This is a genomic window from Microbispora sp. ATCC PTA-5024 (assembly GCF_000511135.2).
GTDB lineage: Bacteria > Actinomycetota > Actinomycetes > Streptosporangiales > Streptosporangiaceae > Microbispora > Microbispora corallina.
This window is the reverse complement of the sequence record NZ_KI866523.1, coordinates 1,151,852-1,168,676: the sequence shown is the minus strand read 5'-3', so window position 1 is coordinate 1,168,676 and position 16,825 is coordinate 1,151,852. Positions and strand designations below refer to the sequence as shown.

The 16,825-nt window shown below is 63.5% G+C and carries 13 protein-coding genes; 6 read left to right on the top strand and 7 right to left on the bottom strand.

Translation table 11 applies throughout. The features are described from left to right. Positions 1-2: 2 nt before the first annotated feature. Complete coding sequence (locus MPTA5024_RS17950; protein ID WP_051458302.1) at positions 3-890, bottom strand: aminoglycoside phosphotransferase family protein; 888 nt, start codon at positions 888-890, stop codon at positions 3-5. A gap of 69 nt (positions 891-959) precedes the next feature. Then, the gene (locus MPTA5024_RS17945; RefSeq protein WP_051458301.1) at positions 960-2,345 is read right to left on the bottom strand and encodes a hypothetical protein; all 1,386 of its coding nucleotides are present in this window, start codon (positions 2,343-2,345) and stop codon (positions 960-962) included. A 214-nt stretch (positions 2,346-2,559) separates the two neighbouring features. On the opposite strand from MPTA5024_RS17945, the gene MPTA5024_RS17940 reads away from it, so the two are divergent. The 6 genes from MPTA5024_RS17940 (at position 2,560) to MPTA5024_RS17910 (ending at position 10,572) form a co-directional block, all read left to right on the top strand. Beyond that, positions 2,560-3,162: an ATP-binding protein gene (locus MPTA5024_RS17940; protein WP_051458300.1), complete on the top strand. Its 603-nt coding sequence runs from the start codon at positions 2,560-2,562 to the stop codon at positions 3,160-3,162. A 308-nt stretch (positions 3,163-3,470) separates the two neighbouring features. Then, positions 3,471-4,412, top strand: a complete 942-nt coding sequence (locus MPTA5024_RS17935) for a hypothetical protein (RefSeq protein WP_157099524.1) — start codon at positions 3,471-3,473, stop codon at positions 4,410-4,412. 1,202 nt (positions 4,413-5,614) lie between these two features. Further along, the gene (locus MPTA5024_RS17925) at positions 5,615-6,457 is read left to right on the top strand and encodes a hypothetical protein (RefSeq protein ID WP_036325197.1); all 843 of its coding nucleotides are present in this window, start codon (positions 5,615-5,617) and stop codon (positions 6,455-6,457) included. A 2-nt stretch (positions 6,458-6,459) separates the two neighbouring features. Beyond that, a complete protein-coding gene (locus MPTA5024_RS17920; protein WP_036325196.1) occupies positions 6,460-7,776 on the top strand; it encodes a hypothetical protein in 1,317 nt (438 codons plus the stop codon). Then, a complete protein-coding gene (locus tag MPTA5024_RS17915; RefSeq protein WP_051458298.1) occupies positions 7,773-9,656 on the top strand; it encodes a DEAD/DEAH box helicase in 1,884 nt (627 codons plus the stop codon). Before MPTA5024_RS17920 ends, MPTA5024_RS17915 begins: the two co-directional genes overlap by 4 nt. Positions 9,657-9,897: 241 nt before the next feature. After that, the gene (locus tag MPTA5024_RS17910) at positions 9,898-10,572 is read left to right on the top strand and encodes a DUF3883 domain-containing protein (protein ID WP_198167214.1); all 675 of its coding nucleotides are present in this window, start codon (positions 9,898-9,900) and stop codon (positions 10,570-10,572) included. Positions 10,573-10,688: 116 nt separating this feature from the next. On the opposite strand, the gene MPTA5024_RS39725 is transcribed toward MPTA5024_RS17910, so the two are convergent. The 5 genes from MPTA5024_RS39725 to MPTA5024_RS44295 all read right to left on the bottom strand — a co-directional run bounded on the left by MPTA5024_RS39725 (position 10,689) and on the right by MPTA5024_RS44295 (position 15,791). After that, positions 10,689-11,135, bottom strand: coding sequence for a very short patch repair endonuclease (locus tag MPTA5024_RS39725; RefSeq protein WP_084369770.1), 447 nt, complete (start codon positions 11,133-11,135; stop codon positions 10,689-10,691). A 39-nt stretch (positions 11,136-11,174) separates the two neighbouring features. Beyond that, positions 11,175-11,993 carry a GIY-YIG nuclease family protein gene (locus MPTA5024_RS17905; RefSeq protein WP_036325194.1) on the bottom strand — a complete coding sequence of 273 codons (819 nt, stop codon included), beginning with the start codon at positions 11,991-11,993 and terminating at the stop codon, positions 11,175-11,177. Between the two features lie 62 nt (positions 11,994-12,055). Then, positions 12,056-13,264 carry a DNA cytosine methyltransferase gene (locus tag MPTA5024_RS17900; protein WP_232326516.1) on the bottom strand — a complete coding sequence of 403 codons (1,209 nt, stop codon included), beginning with the start codon at positions 13,262-13,264 and terminating at the stop codon, positions 12,056-12,058. A 188-nt stretch (positions 13,265-13,452) separates the two neighbouring features. Further along, complete coding sequence (locus tag MPTA5024_RS17895; RefSeq protein WP_051458297.1) at positions 13,453-14,133, bottom strand: DUF2637 domain-containing protein; 681 nt, start codon at positions 14,131-14,133, stop codon at positions 13,453-13,455. Between the two features lie 305 nt (positions 14,134-14,438). Next, positions 14,439-15,791 carry a tyrosine-type recombinase/integrase gene (locus MPTA5024_RS44295; RefSeq protein ID WP_442922053.1) on the bottom strand — a complete coding sequence of 451 codons (1,353 nt, stop codon included), beginning with the start codon at positions 15,789-15,791 and terminating at the stop codon, positions 14,439-14,441. Between the last annotated feature and the right edge of the window lie 1,034 nt (positions 15,792-16,825).

The following is a 16,825-nucleotide window of genomic DNA, read 5'->3' as shown; positions in this document are numbered from 1 at the left end:
GGTCAGAGGGCGTGCCACCTGCGCGTGCTGTCTTCTGTCATGAGGGAGGACAGCCGGTTGAGCAGCTCCGTGCGGGCGGCGGGGTTGTGTTCAGCGCCGCGGATGAAGGCGCTGAGGCTGCGAACCTCACGGATCTGTGCCAGCAGGTTCAGGTCGCCGTCCTTCACTGGTTCGATTCCGTAAGCCGTACAGAAGTCGTGCCATAGGGAGTGCGGGTAGCCGAAGCGGCGGGGGCGCAGGTAGATGGGCATGAAGTCATAGGCGGGCGGGCCGACGCCGACGGAGTCCCAGTCGATGAGCACCCAGCCGCCTTCGTGATGAGGGAGAAGGTTGTTGGTGTGGGCGTCGCCGTGCACGATTCCCCACGGCAGCGTGGCCGCGAGCCGCGCGAAGCCCTCCTCCAACTCCACGCAACGCTCGACCAGCCAGTCCCGCTCGCTCTCCGACAGGACGGTGGACGCCCTCGCCTCGGCTGCGGTGCTCCCCACCGGGCGAATAGAGGGAAGCGGTAGAGGAGGCAGCGGATGACGGTGCAGCACGCGCAGCAGGCCGGCGAGGTGGGTGATGTCGGCCGACCGTCCGTCGAGGGGCGGCAGATACTCCCAGAAGGTCGCCAGGTGGGCGCCGACGACCACGGGCTGGGTCACGTCGAGCGGCCTTAGCGTGGGAAAGCCCTGCTCGGCGAGCCAGGCGGCGGTCTGAACGGCGATGCGCATGCGTTCCAATGCCGAGGCGTTGCGGACGCGCGCGACGGCGTTCTCCCGGGGCAAGTAGTAGATCGCGTTGGCGTGAACGCGCAGCAGCCGAGCACCGTCACAGTCGAGCCCGGCCTGTCGACAGGCGTCTACCAGGGCTGTCCTGTAGGGGGCGTCGACCGGCTGCGTACTCATCGTGAGAGTTGGCGCTCCCCGTGTTGCCGGGCTCACCAGACGGCACTTTGTCGTCTGATCCCCGGAGCTCTACGCAACTCCGGCCAATTCATCATGCACGCGTTCATTGAACGCGACAACGCGAGGCTCCTTGGCCGGCAGCGCCCGGCGGAAGCTCCGAAACCGGCTGCGGACCCGGGTGGAGGCAATGGTTCCGGCGGTGGGGAGAGCCTGCTCCGCGACGGCCAGGGCGGCGTCGAGGTCGCCCGTCTTGAGATGGGCTGCAGCCAGGTTGAGCTGGCAGAACAGCCTGTCGCGAGCGCGGTCGCTGCTCTTGCCAATGAGTGCTGCGTCGAGGTGGGGCAGCGCGGCGGTGGTGTCGCCGATCACCACGAGCGAGTGCGCTACCTCCGCAGCGAGTTCGGGCGGGTCGAAGTAGCCGATCCAGGCAGGCTCACCGCCGGGATCGCCGGCATCGAGTTCACGTTCGGCGGCGAGGAGGGCCTGGCGGCAGGCCGTGGCCGCGTGAGCGTCGCCTTTCTCGTACAGCCGGGCGCACGCGCGAGCCTCTGCGGCGTGGGCGAGTGCGCGTACGGCCGGTGTGGTGGCGGACAGGGCGACGTCGTCGTGGGCGGCACGCGCGAGGTAGAGGGCCTCGTCGGCATGGTCGCGGTTGAGCGCCTGCTGGCTGAGCCGTACCAGCACGAAGGCGTCGAAGCCGCGGGACGCGGTGCCGGAAGCCTTGGCCAGACGCAACGCCTGGATGTAGTAGCGCTGGGCCAGGCCGTGCCGTTCGAGGTCGTAGGCCATCCATCCCGCAAGCTGCAGCATCTCGGCCGCTACAGCGAACAGGCTGCGGCCCACGGCATCGGTGTAGCTGCCGCGCAGCAGAGGGGCAACGTGATCGTGCAGGTAGGTCGTCACCGCGCTGCGTACCAGCCCGCCGCCTCGGGCATGGTCGAGCCCGGAGAACCACGCGCAGGTCTCCCGAATCTGGGCGACCTGGCGGTGTGTCACATCCCGGCCTTCCGTCTGCCTGCCGGTCGCCGAGTCGACCAACCCGTACCGCCAGCCCGTGATGGCCTCGGAAACAGCGGGAGGGGCGAAGTCCAACGCGGCCAAGGCCCGGGCGCGTGCATGGTCCACCTCGCATGCCAGCAGTTCGGCGACGCATTCGACGGTGACGGGCAGGGATCGCTCGTACCGCAGGGCGAGATCGGAGACCGCCGGGGCGAAGGTCACTGGCCATACGTCGTTCAGCGTGAGCGGTCGGCCGAGGCGGGCCGCGAGCACGGCGACGATGACGCGGGCCACCGCCAGGTCTGGCACTGTCGTCCCGGACAGGTAGCGCCCGATGCTCACTCGGCTCACGCTCACGCCGGATTCCCGGGCGAGCGGGTGGGCGTTGACCGCCGCAGCGAAGCTTTCGTGCTTGCCGAAGCCGGCCTCCGCGTATAGGCGCGCGAGTCCGATCATTTCGTCCTTTCCTTCGTCAGGAGGAGGACAACGGGGCCCGCAGGATAACATTCTGCAATCGTCCCATCACTGTCATGTTCACCGATGAACATGGCGAACTTCCTGAACCTGCAGCGGACGCGAAACGCCTGGTCAGGGCGCTGCGGATGAGATTTTCTGGGGCCTCGGCAACCGAGTGGGACTGCGGTTGGCCCTTCATTCCGAGGAGACAGCAATGACCCCTGGCTGGTGCCAGCGCGCCTTTCGCGGCGAGGCGCGCCAACTCCAGGAGGTACGCCGGTATGTCGGCGACCTGGTGGCAGACTGCCCCGATCGCGACGCCGTCATCACCTGTGTGGCCGAGCTCGCCTCGAACGCCATCATGCACACCCGCTCCGGAAACGGCGGCACCTTCGTCGTCCACGTGCAGCGCAGCACCAACGAGCTGCGCATCGCTGTTGCGGACGCAGGAGCCGCGACGCAGCCGGCCATCCGGGTCGCCCAGACCGAGAACCTTCTCGAAGGCGGCCGAGGCCTCGCGATCGTGGCGGCTCTCAGCGAGCAGATGGGTGTCGACGGGGACGCGCGAGGCCGGACCGTCTGGGCCGAGTTCCGCTGGCCAGAGCAGCAGTCCGTCGCTCGGACGTCACCGGAGGTCGAGCCCTCCCGCGCACTCGTTGAACTGGGCACCAAGTTCGGCGCCTGGGTCTGCTGGTTCGGCAACCAGACACGTCAGTGGTGGGCCATGCCCCGGATGGCCAAGCCGCTTCTGATCTCCGCTTCGTCCGCGCACGACCTCGCGCGCCGAATCGCCGCCCTGGAGCAGAGCGGCGCATAGACCGCCGCGTGGCCGGAGAATCGTCCACCCCCGGGACGTACCCCCGACTCCGGCCACGCGGTTCACGTATACGTGGCGACGCTCTCCCCATTGCCGGAGCATGACCTCGCTTGCCGCAGTCTCTCGGCGATGACGTCCCGGGCCGTCGACTCCGCAGAGGCAGCTTCTCCCGCAACGAGCCCATCGCGACCGCCTCCACCGATCACGATATGGCTACCCCAGCAGCGAGAGGAGCCTGAATATCGCAGCTCAACCCGGTCCCACTGAATCGATTCGCTAAGGGTCGAACCTTATGGAACATTTGACACGTGCGTCCGAATGACGATGACGGCATCCAGCTGAATGCCGTGTTCTCCGTAGAGCGCTCGGGATCCGGGCTTGCCTTGTTCCTGGAAAGCGCTGGAGGCCAGCCACCGCTCAGCCAGCCACGGCAAGATCTTCCCAGGAACTCAGACTACGAACCCGTACTCGTCCTGCTGCTTGGCAGACTCCGCTCGCTCGGAGCCACGATCGTGGATGCACAGGTGTTCTCCAAGACGGCGCTGCAAGACTTCCCTGAGGCCGACAGGAAGTTACTCTCGGAAGCTGTCCGTCTCGGGAACCTCGCGGACGTAGCCACACTTGCGGACGAGATGACCAGGAATCAGAGCAAGGTCGGCAAGTCGGCAGACGGCAACCGGAGAAAGCGCATTCGCCTGGTGCTCGAAGTGCCCGGTTTCGGGCCTAAGGACGGACAGCGCCTCGAGGATCTGCTCGCCCAGCCCTGCGACGCGTCAGCAACTGACGAAGCACAGATTGGGCCTTCGGACAATGTAGGCGATCTGTTTGAGGGAACTTTGAATCGCCGCGGGAGTGACCTCCATCGTGGCGAGCAGGAGGACCTGAGGAACTACCTCCTACCCCCCAAGGCACAGGTCGGCCTGTGTGCCCTGTGTGGGATGGAGCTTCCCCGCCGCTTGCTCGTGGCCGCGCACATCAAGCGCCGAAGCGAGTGTTCCGACTACGAACGTCGCCAGCTTTCCGAAATCTGCATGGCGGCATGCCTACTCGGCTGCGACGCTCTCTACGAGCACGGCTACATTGGTGTCGCCCACGGAGGAGCGCTTCTGGTCAGCTCCGAAGCCCTCGGTCTCCCGGACCCAATGACGGAGTTCCTTCGCATGCGATTGGTCGGACGCCGAACCTCCTGGTGGAACGAGGCCCGGGAGAAGCACTACGCGTGGCATCGCACCAAGGTCTTCCTAGGCTGATCCAGACAAACAAACGATGCCGCTGACGCCCCGCGCACCGTCAAACTGCGTGGTCGGCTCGTGAATGAGCCCGTTACCACCGGGCACATCACCTCCGTCGAGGTCGAGGCGGCGTTTCGTACGGCTTCGTGGCATATGTTCACCTCCGCGGCGGAGGACACGTACGCCCAGAATGGTCGTCGAACGGAACCAACACGGCTACCCTGATCGGCACGGTGTCGCCACCAGAAATTGAGGGGTGTTCATGCTGGATCAGGCGGCCGTCTCCTCGGTTACGCGGGTGCTAGAGATCGGCTCCGGGGCTTCAACGTCAGCCTGATCAGTAAGCTGATCGTACTCAACAGGCCAGTCACCACCGTGGGCGTCGACCCTGACGTCACCGATCGGGCCGTCCGGCCCTGTCAGCGGCCGGATGCTCACGGGTCTGAACGTCTTGCTGGCCGACACCGAGACCGGGGCCGGAGTTCGCACCGCACGACCTGATCATCGCCACCGTCGGGGCATGCGACATCTTGCTAACCCGACGGGAGCAACTGACCGCGGACGGGCCGATCGCCATGCCGTTGCAAGCGGGCCTAACCCGGCCGCCGGCCATGGACCACGACGGCGACCGCCTGGTGGCGTGGTCGGCCATGATCTGCGGGTCTGCGTCAAGATGCAGGGGGTGGCACCCGCTAAGGACGCCTGCTGTCGCGGCGGGGCGAAGAGCTCACCATGCGCTACTCGCCACGGCTTCTCCCCCGACTGCCCAGCGGTGATCTCATTGGCCTGCTCAAATTCCAGCTGGCAGAGCAGGAGAAGAAGGGCGACGGCCGATGACCCACTGCGCACCCCCAGTTCCACACGTCGGCCGTCTGCTCCATCGCGCGAGGAAGCGGACTGACTGCTACACCTGCCAGTTCAGCCTGGGTCGACAGTTTCCCGCTACCACAAGAGGCAGCACGCTTGCACGCAAGTACTACCAAGCGCGACCCGAGGTCTTAGTAGGTGGATCACATCACCACTACTCGGCACTCCACGGAAGCCCTCTCGTCCGGCCGGTTTTGTCCCCCATGACCTGTACGTTGGGAGGCCAAGAATCTACGGACAGAACGCGGACAGTGCATATTCTTGGGCAAGGCCGGTGCAAGGAACAACGAAGACGCGGATCCGGGCAGCCCCCTCCAGGGCGCTACCCGCAGGTGTAGATGAGGAGATTGAACGTGGACGCTGAGGACTCGATGCCGTGCAGGCATGCCGGCGCACCTCCGCAAGCGATCATCGATTCGGTCTCCGCTCTCATCAGGGACTTGGGGGCTGAGAGCACGCTTCTCAACCGGTACGGGTTGACGACGCAGGAGTACACAACAGCCCTGCCCGCTGCCATCGAAGGCCTTCGGGGCAGCATGAGCGCCAGCGTCGCGGACCGGAAGGCCTTTCTCGCCAACCTCTTTCAGGACATGCTGGCTAAGGGCCTGATCAATGATCTTGAGAAGCCTAACTACGGTGACAACACGGTCTACCGCCTCACGCTCGGCGGCTTCGGAGACATAGCCGTCATCCAGAAGGGTTGTCCGGACGGCAAGCACAGCAGTGTGCAGTGGTCCGCGCCCTCGTGGGCGCGGGAAACTTACCTGTGGTGGCTGTGCGACAGCATGCGTTATCAACCCGGCGAGCACCTCTCGAAGGGCATCAACCGTCTCCGCCAGAGATTCTTCGACGACTACCCGGACACGCTTGACGGCGTGATCTTCCACAATCATCTCTGCGGAACGGGACAGCGGCCCTGCCCCAAGATCGGCAATGCGGTGCGCATCGGCGATATCGACGTCCCCCCACCCTGCGTATATGTGATGCCGGACCGCGCGGATAACGCGACCGAATGGAACTGGGACGGCGGCCAACAGCGCTTCTTTCCAGCAGTCCTGCTCAGCGCGTTCGGCATCTCACTAGAGCAGGCCCCCTCCTTCACCGGCTACATCGGGTTCCAGAAGCGGCCGGGCGCTGTTCGCACCACCATCACCTCTCGCTTCGGTCCTGGCCGCGTTGTCACCTTTAGGAACTGATAATGCCCATCCCCAACCTCGATCCAGACCGTACCGCCTTTCTTGATGCCCGGGAGAAGAAGTCTCCGGTCACGGTGCCCGCCTGGCCCCGGAGCAACAATGATCTTCCTCAGGTCGAAGTCGACGTCACCTGGGTCCGGTTCTCGACGCTGAACCATCGGACCAAGGCCGAGCAGCTTCGGGAGATCCACCGGACCGGCCGTGAGGATCTCTTCAAGACAGACCCGCTGGGCCCGGAGGCGCAGCAAGCTCAGTACGACATCCTTCGCGGTCAGGAGGGCTTCGAAGCTCTGAAGGCCGATCTCGAAGAAAGAGGTCAGCAGGAGCCGGCGATCCTGACTGCCGAGGGGGTCCTGATCAACGGCAACCGGCGCTGTGCGGCGATGCGGTCGCTCTATGAGGAGGACCACAATCTCAGATTCCAGTACGTCAAGTGCCTTGTCCTGCCGAAGGACGCGACAGTCGAGGAGCTGATCTACCTCGAGGCCGAGCTCCAGGTCGCCCGCGACTTCAAGCAGGACTACTCCTGGGTCAACGAGGCGATGCTGATCGAGGATCTGTTTAACCGCGCGGACAAGGATTGGAAGCAAGTGGCCGCGCGAATGCACCGCAAGGTTAGCGATGTTCGTGATCTCTACGACAAGCTGCAGCAGGTTCATCAGCTGGTTGAGCTGTCGCAGGGCGCTCGTCTCCATGTTGACTTCACCGAAAACGAATCAGCCTTCGACGAACTGGCCAGGCACATCAAGAACAAGCCCGCCCAGGAGGCCGCCGCGGTCAAAGCCGTGTACTTCCTCGGCACACTTGCCGGAACCGAGTACCGGAATCTTCGCCATCTGAGGCGAGCTGACGCTGCGGAGCTGGTACGGCGGATCATCGAGGACGACCCTGCGCTCAAGCCGGTGCTCGACATTACCGAGGCATCCGCTCCTGGGGAAGCCGAGGACGACTTGCTCGATGACGTGCTGGGCGAAAGCGAGCCACAGTCTCCGCTTCACAACTTGCTCAGCTTCGTCGCGACCAAGCGCCCGGAGGCGAACGTCACGCTCTCCAGCGGAGACAAGGTAGCGGTGCAGGATCTGCTCACGAGCCTGAAAAGCGCCATCACCGCAGCAGCAGAGGAGGCAGCCGAGGAGCAGCGCGACCAGAGTGCGGTCAGTGCCCCACTGGTCAGGGCCGGCAGGGCTATCGAGGAGTTGAAGCGCGTGCTGTCCACCCTCCCCAAGGCCCGTGCCTTTGACGAGTGGGATGAGGCGAGCCTGTTGGAAAAGGTCAGCCAGATGGAGAAGCTCCTCGCGAAGATCAAGGGGGATCGTTGATCTTCGCTGAGCTCTATCGCGGCGGCCGTCCCGTCGTCATCCTCGAACGCCGGGACGGCTCCAATGACGGAGCCTGGGCGCGGCTTCAGGAGGCGATGTCTCGCGGTGTGATTGGCGGCTCGGCCAAGCGCGCGGATATACGAGCGGACGTCTTCCTTGCAGAGCTGGGCGCAGTCAGAGAGGTCCGTTCGCTCTTCGGCCAGACCTTCGGCTTCGGGCCGACGCTCACAGAGCAGCTGAGATCGCTGGCCCGCGACCGCAAGGCCCGCGAGACCGCGGTCTCGGGACCCGCAGAGGTCCCGCTGGAGGATCTTGAGGCAGAACTCGACAGAGCCGGGTTTCGCAGGAGCCTCAAGCCGTTCCAGCTTGAAAACTTGGCTACGATCATGCGCCTGCCGCACGGGGCGGACTTCTCCGTGCCCGGCGCCGGCAAGACGACCGTCGCATTGGCCAACTTCACTCTCAATCGGGTGCGCGGCAGGGTCGAACAGTTGCTGGTCATCGGCCCGATCGCGGCCTTCCAAGCTTGGAAGGAGGACTCTGCTGCGTGCCTGAGCCCGGCACCGTCGGTCGTCATCCACACCGGGCCAGGATCGCTGATTCCCGAGGATGTCGACATCCTCCTCACCAACTACAACCGGGTCGCTGCCGACTACGACCGGATCAGGCAGTTCGTGGCGCTCCGGCCGACGCAGGTCGTGCTGGACGAAGCGCACCGGATCAAGAAGGGCGAGCAAGGGGTTCACGGTAGGGCGGTCCTCGACCTCGCTTACGCCGCGGAGCGCAGAGACGTGCTTACCGGAACTCCCGCACCGCAAGGGGCCTATGACCTCATTGCACCGATCCGGTTCCTCTACCCGGGGCAGGACCAGCAGATCCTTCCAGCCAGCGCCTACTTCGAGCGGGACGGAAGAAACCCGGAAGTACTCGGCGCGACGAGTAAAGCAATCGCGCGCTACTTCGTGCGGACACCGAAGTCGCGGCTAAATCTACCCGCCACGAAGTTCGTCGTAGACGCTCGCCCCATGGGCTCCATTCAGCAGGCGATCTACGAGGCTCTTCTGGGGAGGTACCGAGGGGAGTTCCGGCTCGATCGAGACGAGCGACGCCGGTTCGACCGGCTTGGGCGGATCATGATGTACCTGCTCGAGGCCGCCACAAACCCCATGCTGTTGATAGCGGGATCCGATGAGTCTGACCAGGAGGGATTCGAACATCCCCCCCTCGAACTCCGCGGCAACGAGGCGATTGCCGATCTGCTCCAGCGATATCGCGAACACGAGGTGCCCTGGAAGTACCAGAGAGTCGCGGAGATCGTCCGCGAGGCTGCGGCGAGGCGCGAAAAGGTGCTCGTCTGGTCAACCTTCGTGCGCAACCTGAAGATCTTGAGCGGCCATCTCAAGGAGTTCCAGCCGGCGATCGTTCATGGCGGAGTTCCGCCTGAGGACGGTGCTCCACCTGGAGTTCTGACACGGGACGCCGAGCTCGACAGGTTCCGTCACGATCCCAACTGCAGCGTCCTTCTGGCCAATCCGGCGGCCTGCGGTGAAGGTGTGAGCCTTCACCACTGGTGTCATCACGCGGTCTACCTCGATCGCACGTTCAACGCAGGGCACTACCTCCAGAGCCAAGATCGCATTCACCGCCTTGGCCTGGAAGAGGGCACGGTCACTCGCTTCACGATCCTGCTCAGCGAAGGAACGATCGATCAGAGCGTCGAAGGAAGGTTGCGCGAGAAGATCGTTGCACTGTCCCAGCTGATGGACGACCCCGACCTGGTCCAGGTCGCGTTGCCAGAACCAGATGAGGACGCCTCTGATCGACCCGTCGCGAGTGACGACGTGGCGGCCCTGGTCTCGCACCTGCAAGGCGGCGGATGACGTGCTTCCACGGCACGGACTGACATACAGCGTCCTGCTGCTCGTCCGGGTAGCCAGTCTGGCCCCCAGGAGGAGCATCGATGAGTGGGCGGACGCGGCCCGTGGCCATGGCTCCTACCTTGCCTCAGCCATTGACCTTGAGGCCTCGGCCGTATCTCTGGCCGATTGCGGTCTCGTCAGTCTTACGGATCCCATTTCGCTGGGTCCCCAACTCGCCGGAATCGCTGACCTCGGAGACACGGTGACTCTGCAGGACGTCGCGCGCATCCTGCTGGCCGCCGCCCCGCCGCCCTGGCTCCGCCTTGCCGTCTCCGCCGGCAGTGTCACGCGCGCGTACATCCCCGCCGAAGACCTCCGGGCTCTGCTGTGGCTCGAACCTGAGTTAGATCGCATCCTTCTTGACGCCTACGCTCAACTCGATCAGCAGGACCAGGAAGAGATCCGTAAGCGCGTTGGAGACGCCGCAGAGCTCGTCGTACTTGCGGCACTCCAGCGCGCGGGGCACAGGCCAGCCCGAGTCTCCCAGATCTCTGACTCATACGGCTACGACATCGAGGTCCGTGGAACGAGCATTGACCGTATAGAGGTGAAGGCGGCCGGCCCCACGACACGAGGAACCTTTCATCTCACCCGTAACGAGTACGCGAAGAGCCTGCAGCACGGCCAGCAGTGGCGTCTCGTCCAGGTCGTGTTCAGCAGCGCGGCATTCGTGGCCGACGAACTAAACACCTCCCATGTCGAGGGCGTCTTCCAACTCGCCGCCGGCACTCTCCAGAAAGTCGTCCCGCCGGACACTCCGCAGTTCGCCTGGGAGGGATCTGCGCTGCTGTCCCCACCGGACACTGCATGGTGCTCACCGGGACTCGTCCTGGACCCCGATTTCAAGTGCCCAGGAATCAGAAGTGCGGCGGGCTGAAGTCACACCCTGCCTCAGAACCCGCCAGCCAGCTAGAGGTCGGCTCCCTGCGGAGCCGCGTTCACACGCTCAGCCGGTTCCCCGCTGCTGTCCCCCGACGTTACGTGCGTCCGTACTCATAGCCCACGCGGGCCCTTATCGTCTCCCGCCCCCTTCCTGCGGACGACTTCCTCAACACGGAGAGCTGCCTCATGCGGATCCTCGTGCTCCCAAACGACGATCAGTGTCCAGCCAGCGGCAGCAAGTATGTCCTCAAGAGCTGCGTCGCGTCTTCGGTTCCTCTCAATCTTCTCCTGCCAATAGCCTCGATTCGCCTTGGGTAAGCGATGATGCTGCTCACAGCCGTGCCAGTAACATCCCCGAAGCTCCACACAAACCTTCGCCCGGGTGAAGACCAGGTCGGCGGTCCGCCTGACTTGTGGGATTGGTCGCGCGCATACCCGATATCGGAGACCAAGAGCGTGGACGGCTCGACGAAGAGCAAGCTCCGGCGCAGTGTCCCGACTGCGATTAGCCTGCATCGATTTGCGGGTTGCAGGCGTGCTTGCCCAAGAGTCGGTCACAACAGGATCGTACGCGCCTCATACAAGTCCGTTGGCTACCTATGACTCAAGGTCCTCGTCGCTGCGCAGCATAGGATCCGTGTCCGTAGGACCAGTCGGGTCAGTCAGCTCGGACAACAGGGAACCCACGAGCGCCTCCACATGGATCGCATTCGGATCAGGCTCGGGCCGACCTTCGACGAAGGCTAGACGGGTAGCGGCAAGGTATGCGAGACGAACAGCCTGGATCACGATCACTCGCCGGAGGCCAGGCGACACTTCTCCTCGCTCATGAGCCACAGCCGCAAGCCTGGCAAGCGTTTCCGCACGTCGAGCGATCCGTGTGTCCGCATGGCCTCGTTCCTGACGCGCTTCGACCCCAATGAGATCGACCCGCATCGACTCAGGTAAAGGCACACGGGCGCTTACAGGGGGAATCTTCTCGTTAAGAATGGCACCGAACCGCGATCGTTCGATTGCCTGAAGGTAGGCGGAGTATTCAACAGAGTCGAGGAGACGACGAGCGCTCTTGTCCGTCTTCTTTGTGCCTTCCAGGTCCCAAAGCGGCCAGATTTCGATCTCCGCAACCTCGAAAACGTCGAGGATGCGCATCGCGACTGCATCGGTTCGCTGGTTCGTCAGATGGCGCCGTACACGAACCCTGAGCTTCTCATTGGTCTGGCCAATATAGATCGGCTCACCATCATAGTCATAGAAGGCATAGACGCCCCACTGCGCCTTGCCCCAGGCTCGTCCTGCTTCATCAGTCCTCGACAGCGCATAATCGAGCGATTTACGAAAATCTCGCACGATCGGCGCGGGAAGGCCCCGCCGTGACGGTTTCTTACCCTTGCCAGCCTTACCCTGCCCGCTGAGCACCCGCCGACCTCCTCGGGTGAGATCATCGACTCTGGTGGATCTTCAGAGTCTAGACAACATCCTCACCCGGCAGAGCAGACGCGATGCTCACTGGGCATCTGAGCCCCAGAGCTCGCCCTCTTCAACTCGGCCACATCGACGAGGGGACGCAGGTAGTGCTTGGCAAGCCACTCAACCACATCGACACAGACTGCGTCGCCGAAGCCAAACAAGGCTTGGTTCCGGCGAAGCCCATCGAGCTTGTATTTCCCGGCACCCATCAGCTTGGCGTACTCACGTTCAGTCATCCAGCGGACGTTGACTTGATCGCCGTTCACTTGGACAAGAGCTTGCTTCGAAGATCCACCGCGTGCTGTGCGGAGACATCCAGCGATCTCATCGGCGCGCATCTCCCACATCGGTTTCCCACCTCTAGTCCGCCGATAGGCAGTCCGGTAGGCCAGCCGGTTAGAGGCCATTAGCTGTTCCAACCGCTTCTTCTGTATCGGTGACAGTGATTCCAGGAAGGCGGTTGTTCGCTTAGAGTCCCACCAGCGCTCATCATGCTCAGGTAGGGGCTCCACAACGCTAGCCAGGCCAGCGGTGAGAGGCGCCGGGAGTCGTGGGAGCACTGCCTTATGCGTAACAAGAGACGGGTTGTCGAATACTACCTGAAGTCTGGCAGGCCGAAGGACCATGTCATCTTCGTGTGTCTCTTCCGGCTTGGTGATGGCTCCAACCAAAAAGAGCCTGGGCCGCGACTGGGGCACAAAATGCCTGGCGTCCAGGGCTAGAACGTCGACGGAGTAGCCAAGCTTATTGAGCGCTGTGATTGCATCTACCAGATCTTTCCCGCCATGACTCGTGGCGAGTCCGCTCACATTCTCAAGGGCCACAACCGCTGGCAACCTGTGTTGCTCCTTGAGGTCCTGCATCACTCGGATGAAGTGCCAGAACGTTCCTGTGTGCTCTCCGTTGAGACCTCGGCGCCACCCGGCGAGCGAAACATCAATGCAGGGGAAGGACGCCCACGCAAGTGAGATACGCTGAGGCATTTTGGCGATGTTCACATTTGCGATATCGCCCGGGAAATAGTGATCTTCAAGATCTTCGAAGTGGGTCTGGTACATCTCCTTCTTGTTAGGATCGAAGTCGTTCGCCCAGACGCACCGGAACCCGGCGCGCTCTAACCCCATCCTGACCAGGCCGATCCCAGCGAAGAACTCGGCCACGGTGGGTTCAAGATCGGTGATTGGCTGCGGTTGGACCGCACGCTCCGGCGCAAGAGTCACGGCAGTGACCATATGACACCCTCTCCTAGCTCACGCAACTGACCGACTCAGTTCCGGTCGAGGCCCTGGCAAGGACCTCTCGCTCACATGTTCTACAGGATGACACTGACATCCCTCATGTCTCAGCACTCACAGCATCCCACCTGCGATCATCCTTTGCGGCGGCCTTGGCCACCATGCATATGGGCTCAGCCCAACTCGCCAGCGAGGCCGGCCTTCTTTACCAGGCGGCCCCAGCGGGGGCTGCGGGCGAAGGCCCCAGCGATAGCGACACCGGTGGGTAGGTTTCCGTCTTCCTGACGGTTCCGCTGTGCCCACCGCCATGCCTCTCGCTGCAGCAGCCGAATGTTCTCGGGCTTAGCGGACAAGTCGGCGACTTCCTCCTGGTCATCTTGTTGCTCGACAGGGTCAGTTTCCGTGTCGGCGTCAGAATCAGGTCTGAGACCAGGCGGCTCTTGAGCCGCTGCTCGTCCTCCCGAGAAACGCCGGATCTGAGACATCAGGAGTTCATAGCTGCCGATCAAGGCCAAGGACGGCCAGGCGGCGATGATTCGGCCGATTAGGCTGGGCTCGGCGACGGCGACGTTCGCCCCGAGGCTGGCGAGGCTGCCGACTACGAGCAGGGTCCACGCCAGGAAACCGCCGCGGGAGCCGTTTCGGTTGGCCAGGAAGATGGACATCGAGGCGACGACGATCAGGCCGTCGACGGCGAGCGGGATGAGCACCGCCGCCAAGCGGTCCTCACCGTGACGCAGACACAGCTCGTGCATGTGCCTGAACGAGACCACCGCCGCGATCAGCGCCAGCAGAAACACACTAGTGATCGTCGTCCCCTGGATTCGGCGCACAGTAACCAGGTCGCCGACCATCGCTACTCAGACCTCCTCGTCCAAGAGGAGGTCAGCAGCAGCGGTCCGCGCATAGTGATTTGCTTCAAGTCCCCCCACAGTCATGAACCCCCATGGGCACCGGAACGGGAAGTCCACAGCCCAGCACTGACTCGCAGGAACAGCGAACCGACAAAGAACACGGCGTGACGCTGGTCGCGGTCCGGTAGCTGGGCGAGCGCCCATCCTTTCGTCCAGATCTCGCTTGCTGTTCTCCTTCTGATCGGGCTCTCCTTTCAATGGGCCGAGTTGGGGTAGGCCAAGCACGCGTCCTCAAACAGACCTGCTCACCGTGCGGATCGATTCCGGATCTTCGAGAAGGCGTCCAGAGCCGTCTCGTCCGCGTCATCGAGGGTGTGCAGGTACTTCTCGGTGGTGGCGATGGAGGCGTGGCCGAGTCGTTCCTTCACGATCTGGAGGTCCGCGCCGCCGGCCAGCAACCATGAGGCGTGTGCGTGCCGCATGTCGTGAATGCGCACGTGGATCCCTAGGTCGGCTTCCCTCAGTGCGGGCTTCCAGACCTGGCGCCGAAACCAGTCAGCTGGGATGTGGCCGTCGGTCTCCCGCTGCCGCGACTCGCGGGGGCTGTCCTTACCTGAGGAGCGCCGACCGGCGCGGTAGATGGCGAACGCGGCGCGGCAGTGCTCGCAGCGACACTTGCCGGCGGTGTAGGCGCTGAGCGTCCCGTGCCGGTAGCTTCGCCCCTTCTCGTTCGGCTCGGTGAGGCCCAGTTCGACAGGATCGGGAGCGAGCCGGAGCTTCGGCTTGCCCTTGGGTTCGTGCCGCCAGACGAAGAAGAGGTCGTTCGACCCGAGCTTCTCTGCCTCGATGTGCGCCTCGATCTTCGCCGCGATCTGTGCCGTGAGCTTGAAGCGCCGGAACTCCCCGTCCTTCGGATACTCCTTCACGATGAACCGCTCACCGTCGGGGTGGAACTTGGGGTTCACCTCGACGACCGCACGGGAAACGGTCAGGATTCTCGACCTCGGCGCCAGATCCTTGACCCGCAACTCGGTCAGTTCTCCCCACCTCAGGCCGGTCTCGATCGCCGTCTCCACGAGCAGCTGCGAATCGGCATCGGGAAGCGCCCGATAGAGCACGTCGAACTGCTCCGGCGTGATGATCGTGCGCGGCTTCCGCGGAACGGTGGGCGTCTTCACCCCGCGGCAGGGATGCAGATAGGTCACCTGGTCGTTGAGGGCGGTCGTGAAAATCGCGCTCAGCAGGACCTTGGCGTACTTGATGGTCGCCGGGCTGACGCCGTTCTTCTTCATGCTCGCGACCCAGGCGCGGACGTGCTCGGGAAGGATGTCGATCATCCGCATCGCGCCAAATTCGGGAATCAGATGCCGGTGGATCGTGTAGGTGTAGCTCTGCCGTGTGGTGGCCTCGATCTCGTGGTTCGGCAACCAGGTATCCAGCACGTACCGCTCGAAGGTCTGCCGGCCCCGCCGTGGGTCGCCCACTCGCCCCTGCGCGACCAGGCTCTCGGCGTCCCGCCACGCCCTGTCGGCCTCTTTCTTGCTGGAGAACGTACCGGCGGACTTCTCCATCCCCTTGAGGTCCATGTAGTAGGCCGTGTACCGGGGCTTGCCGTCCCCGCCGACCCGCTTCCGGGAGTATCCCAACCTGTCGATCACCTCCTTGATCGTTTGACCGTCATTTGACCGTGAGACCCTCCGTCATCCATGGGCACTCGTGGTCACCACTGGGTACTGCAAAAGTGGCTTCTACCTGGGATTTTACGCGCCGAAAGCGATCTGACCAGGGGCTCGAATGAACGTGTCATCCCCGTTCGGGACGAAGAGGCCGTGGGTTCAAATCCCGCCACCCCGACCATGTAGTACCAGCTGAGAGGCCGGTTCCGATCTTCGGAGCCGGCCTTCCGCGTTACTCGATGACTATGCCGGTTGACGGCTTGTACCGAATTCGCAGCGAACGCCACCAAGGCTGGTACACCTGCCGTCCGCTTGCTTTGCTGGTGGCATGATTCAGCGTCGGCCCCGGCTCTCTGGGCGAACTTTGGTGACGCTGGTCGTGGTGACACTCGTGGTGAGCATTGCACTGACCGCAGGTGTGTTGTGGGTGTTGACGCTGATACGGGATTCGTTACTGGGAATGATTCCGATGCTGCCCTCCGATCCGCGCTGATAGACCGCCCGGCTCGACGTGATTATTACTCCCCCTGAAACGGCCTGACCGTCTTCGACGCTATCCGCCCCGCCTTCGCAAGCAATCCGTCGACCTGTCCCGCACGCCGACTGGCCTGCCTCCTGCACATTAGCCTGACCACGCTGCTGGAGGTTCCGCACTCAGCAGCTCACCAGGCAGTCTCTAGTCGCGAACAGCACCGGTCACATCCACCTGGTTATGTAAGGAAAGCCGACATCGCTCGTCACCGTCTGGCACTCGGGCATGCCGACGGATATGCTCGCAGACGAAGTTATTTGCTATTTAGGACATCCCTGTTGAGGAGTCTTGCTCGGTGGAAGAACGTGGGGCTCGCTCCAACGGGTCTGTTTCACTTCGGGTTGAGATCGGTCTAGGGCCGTGGGGGTTGCCGGAAGAGGTCGCCCAAGCCGCCATCCTTCTGCGACGGGACCTTCTGCAACTCGACGTTCTGGCCGTCGAGGCGATTCCCAGTGCTCCGCCCGAAGGTGCGAAAGGTGTTGAT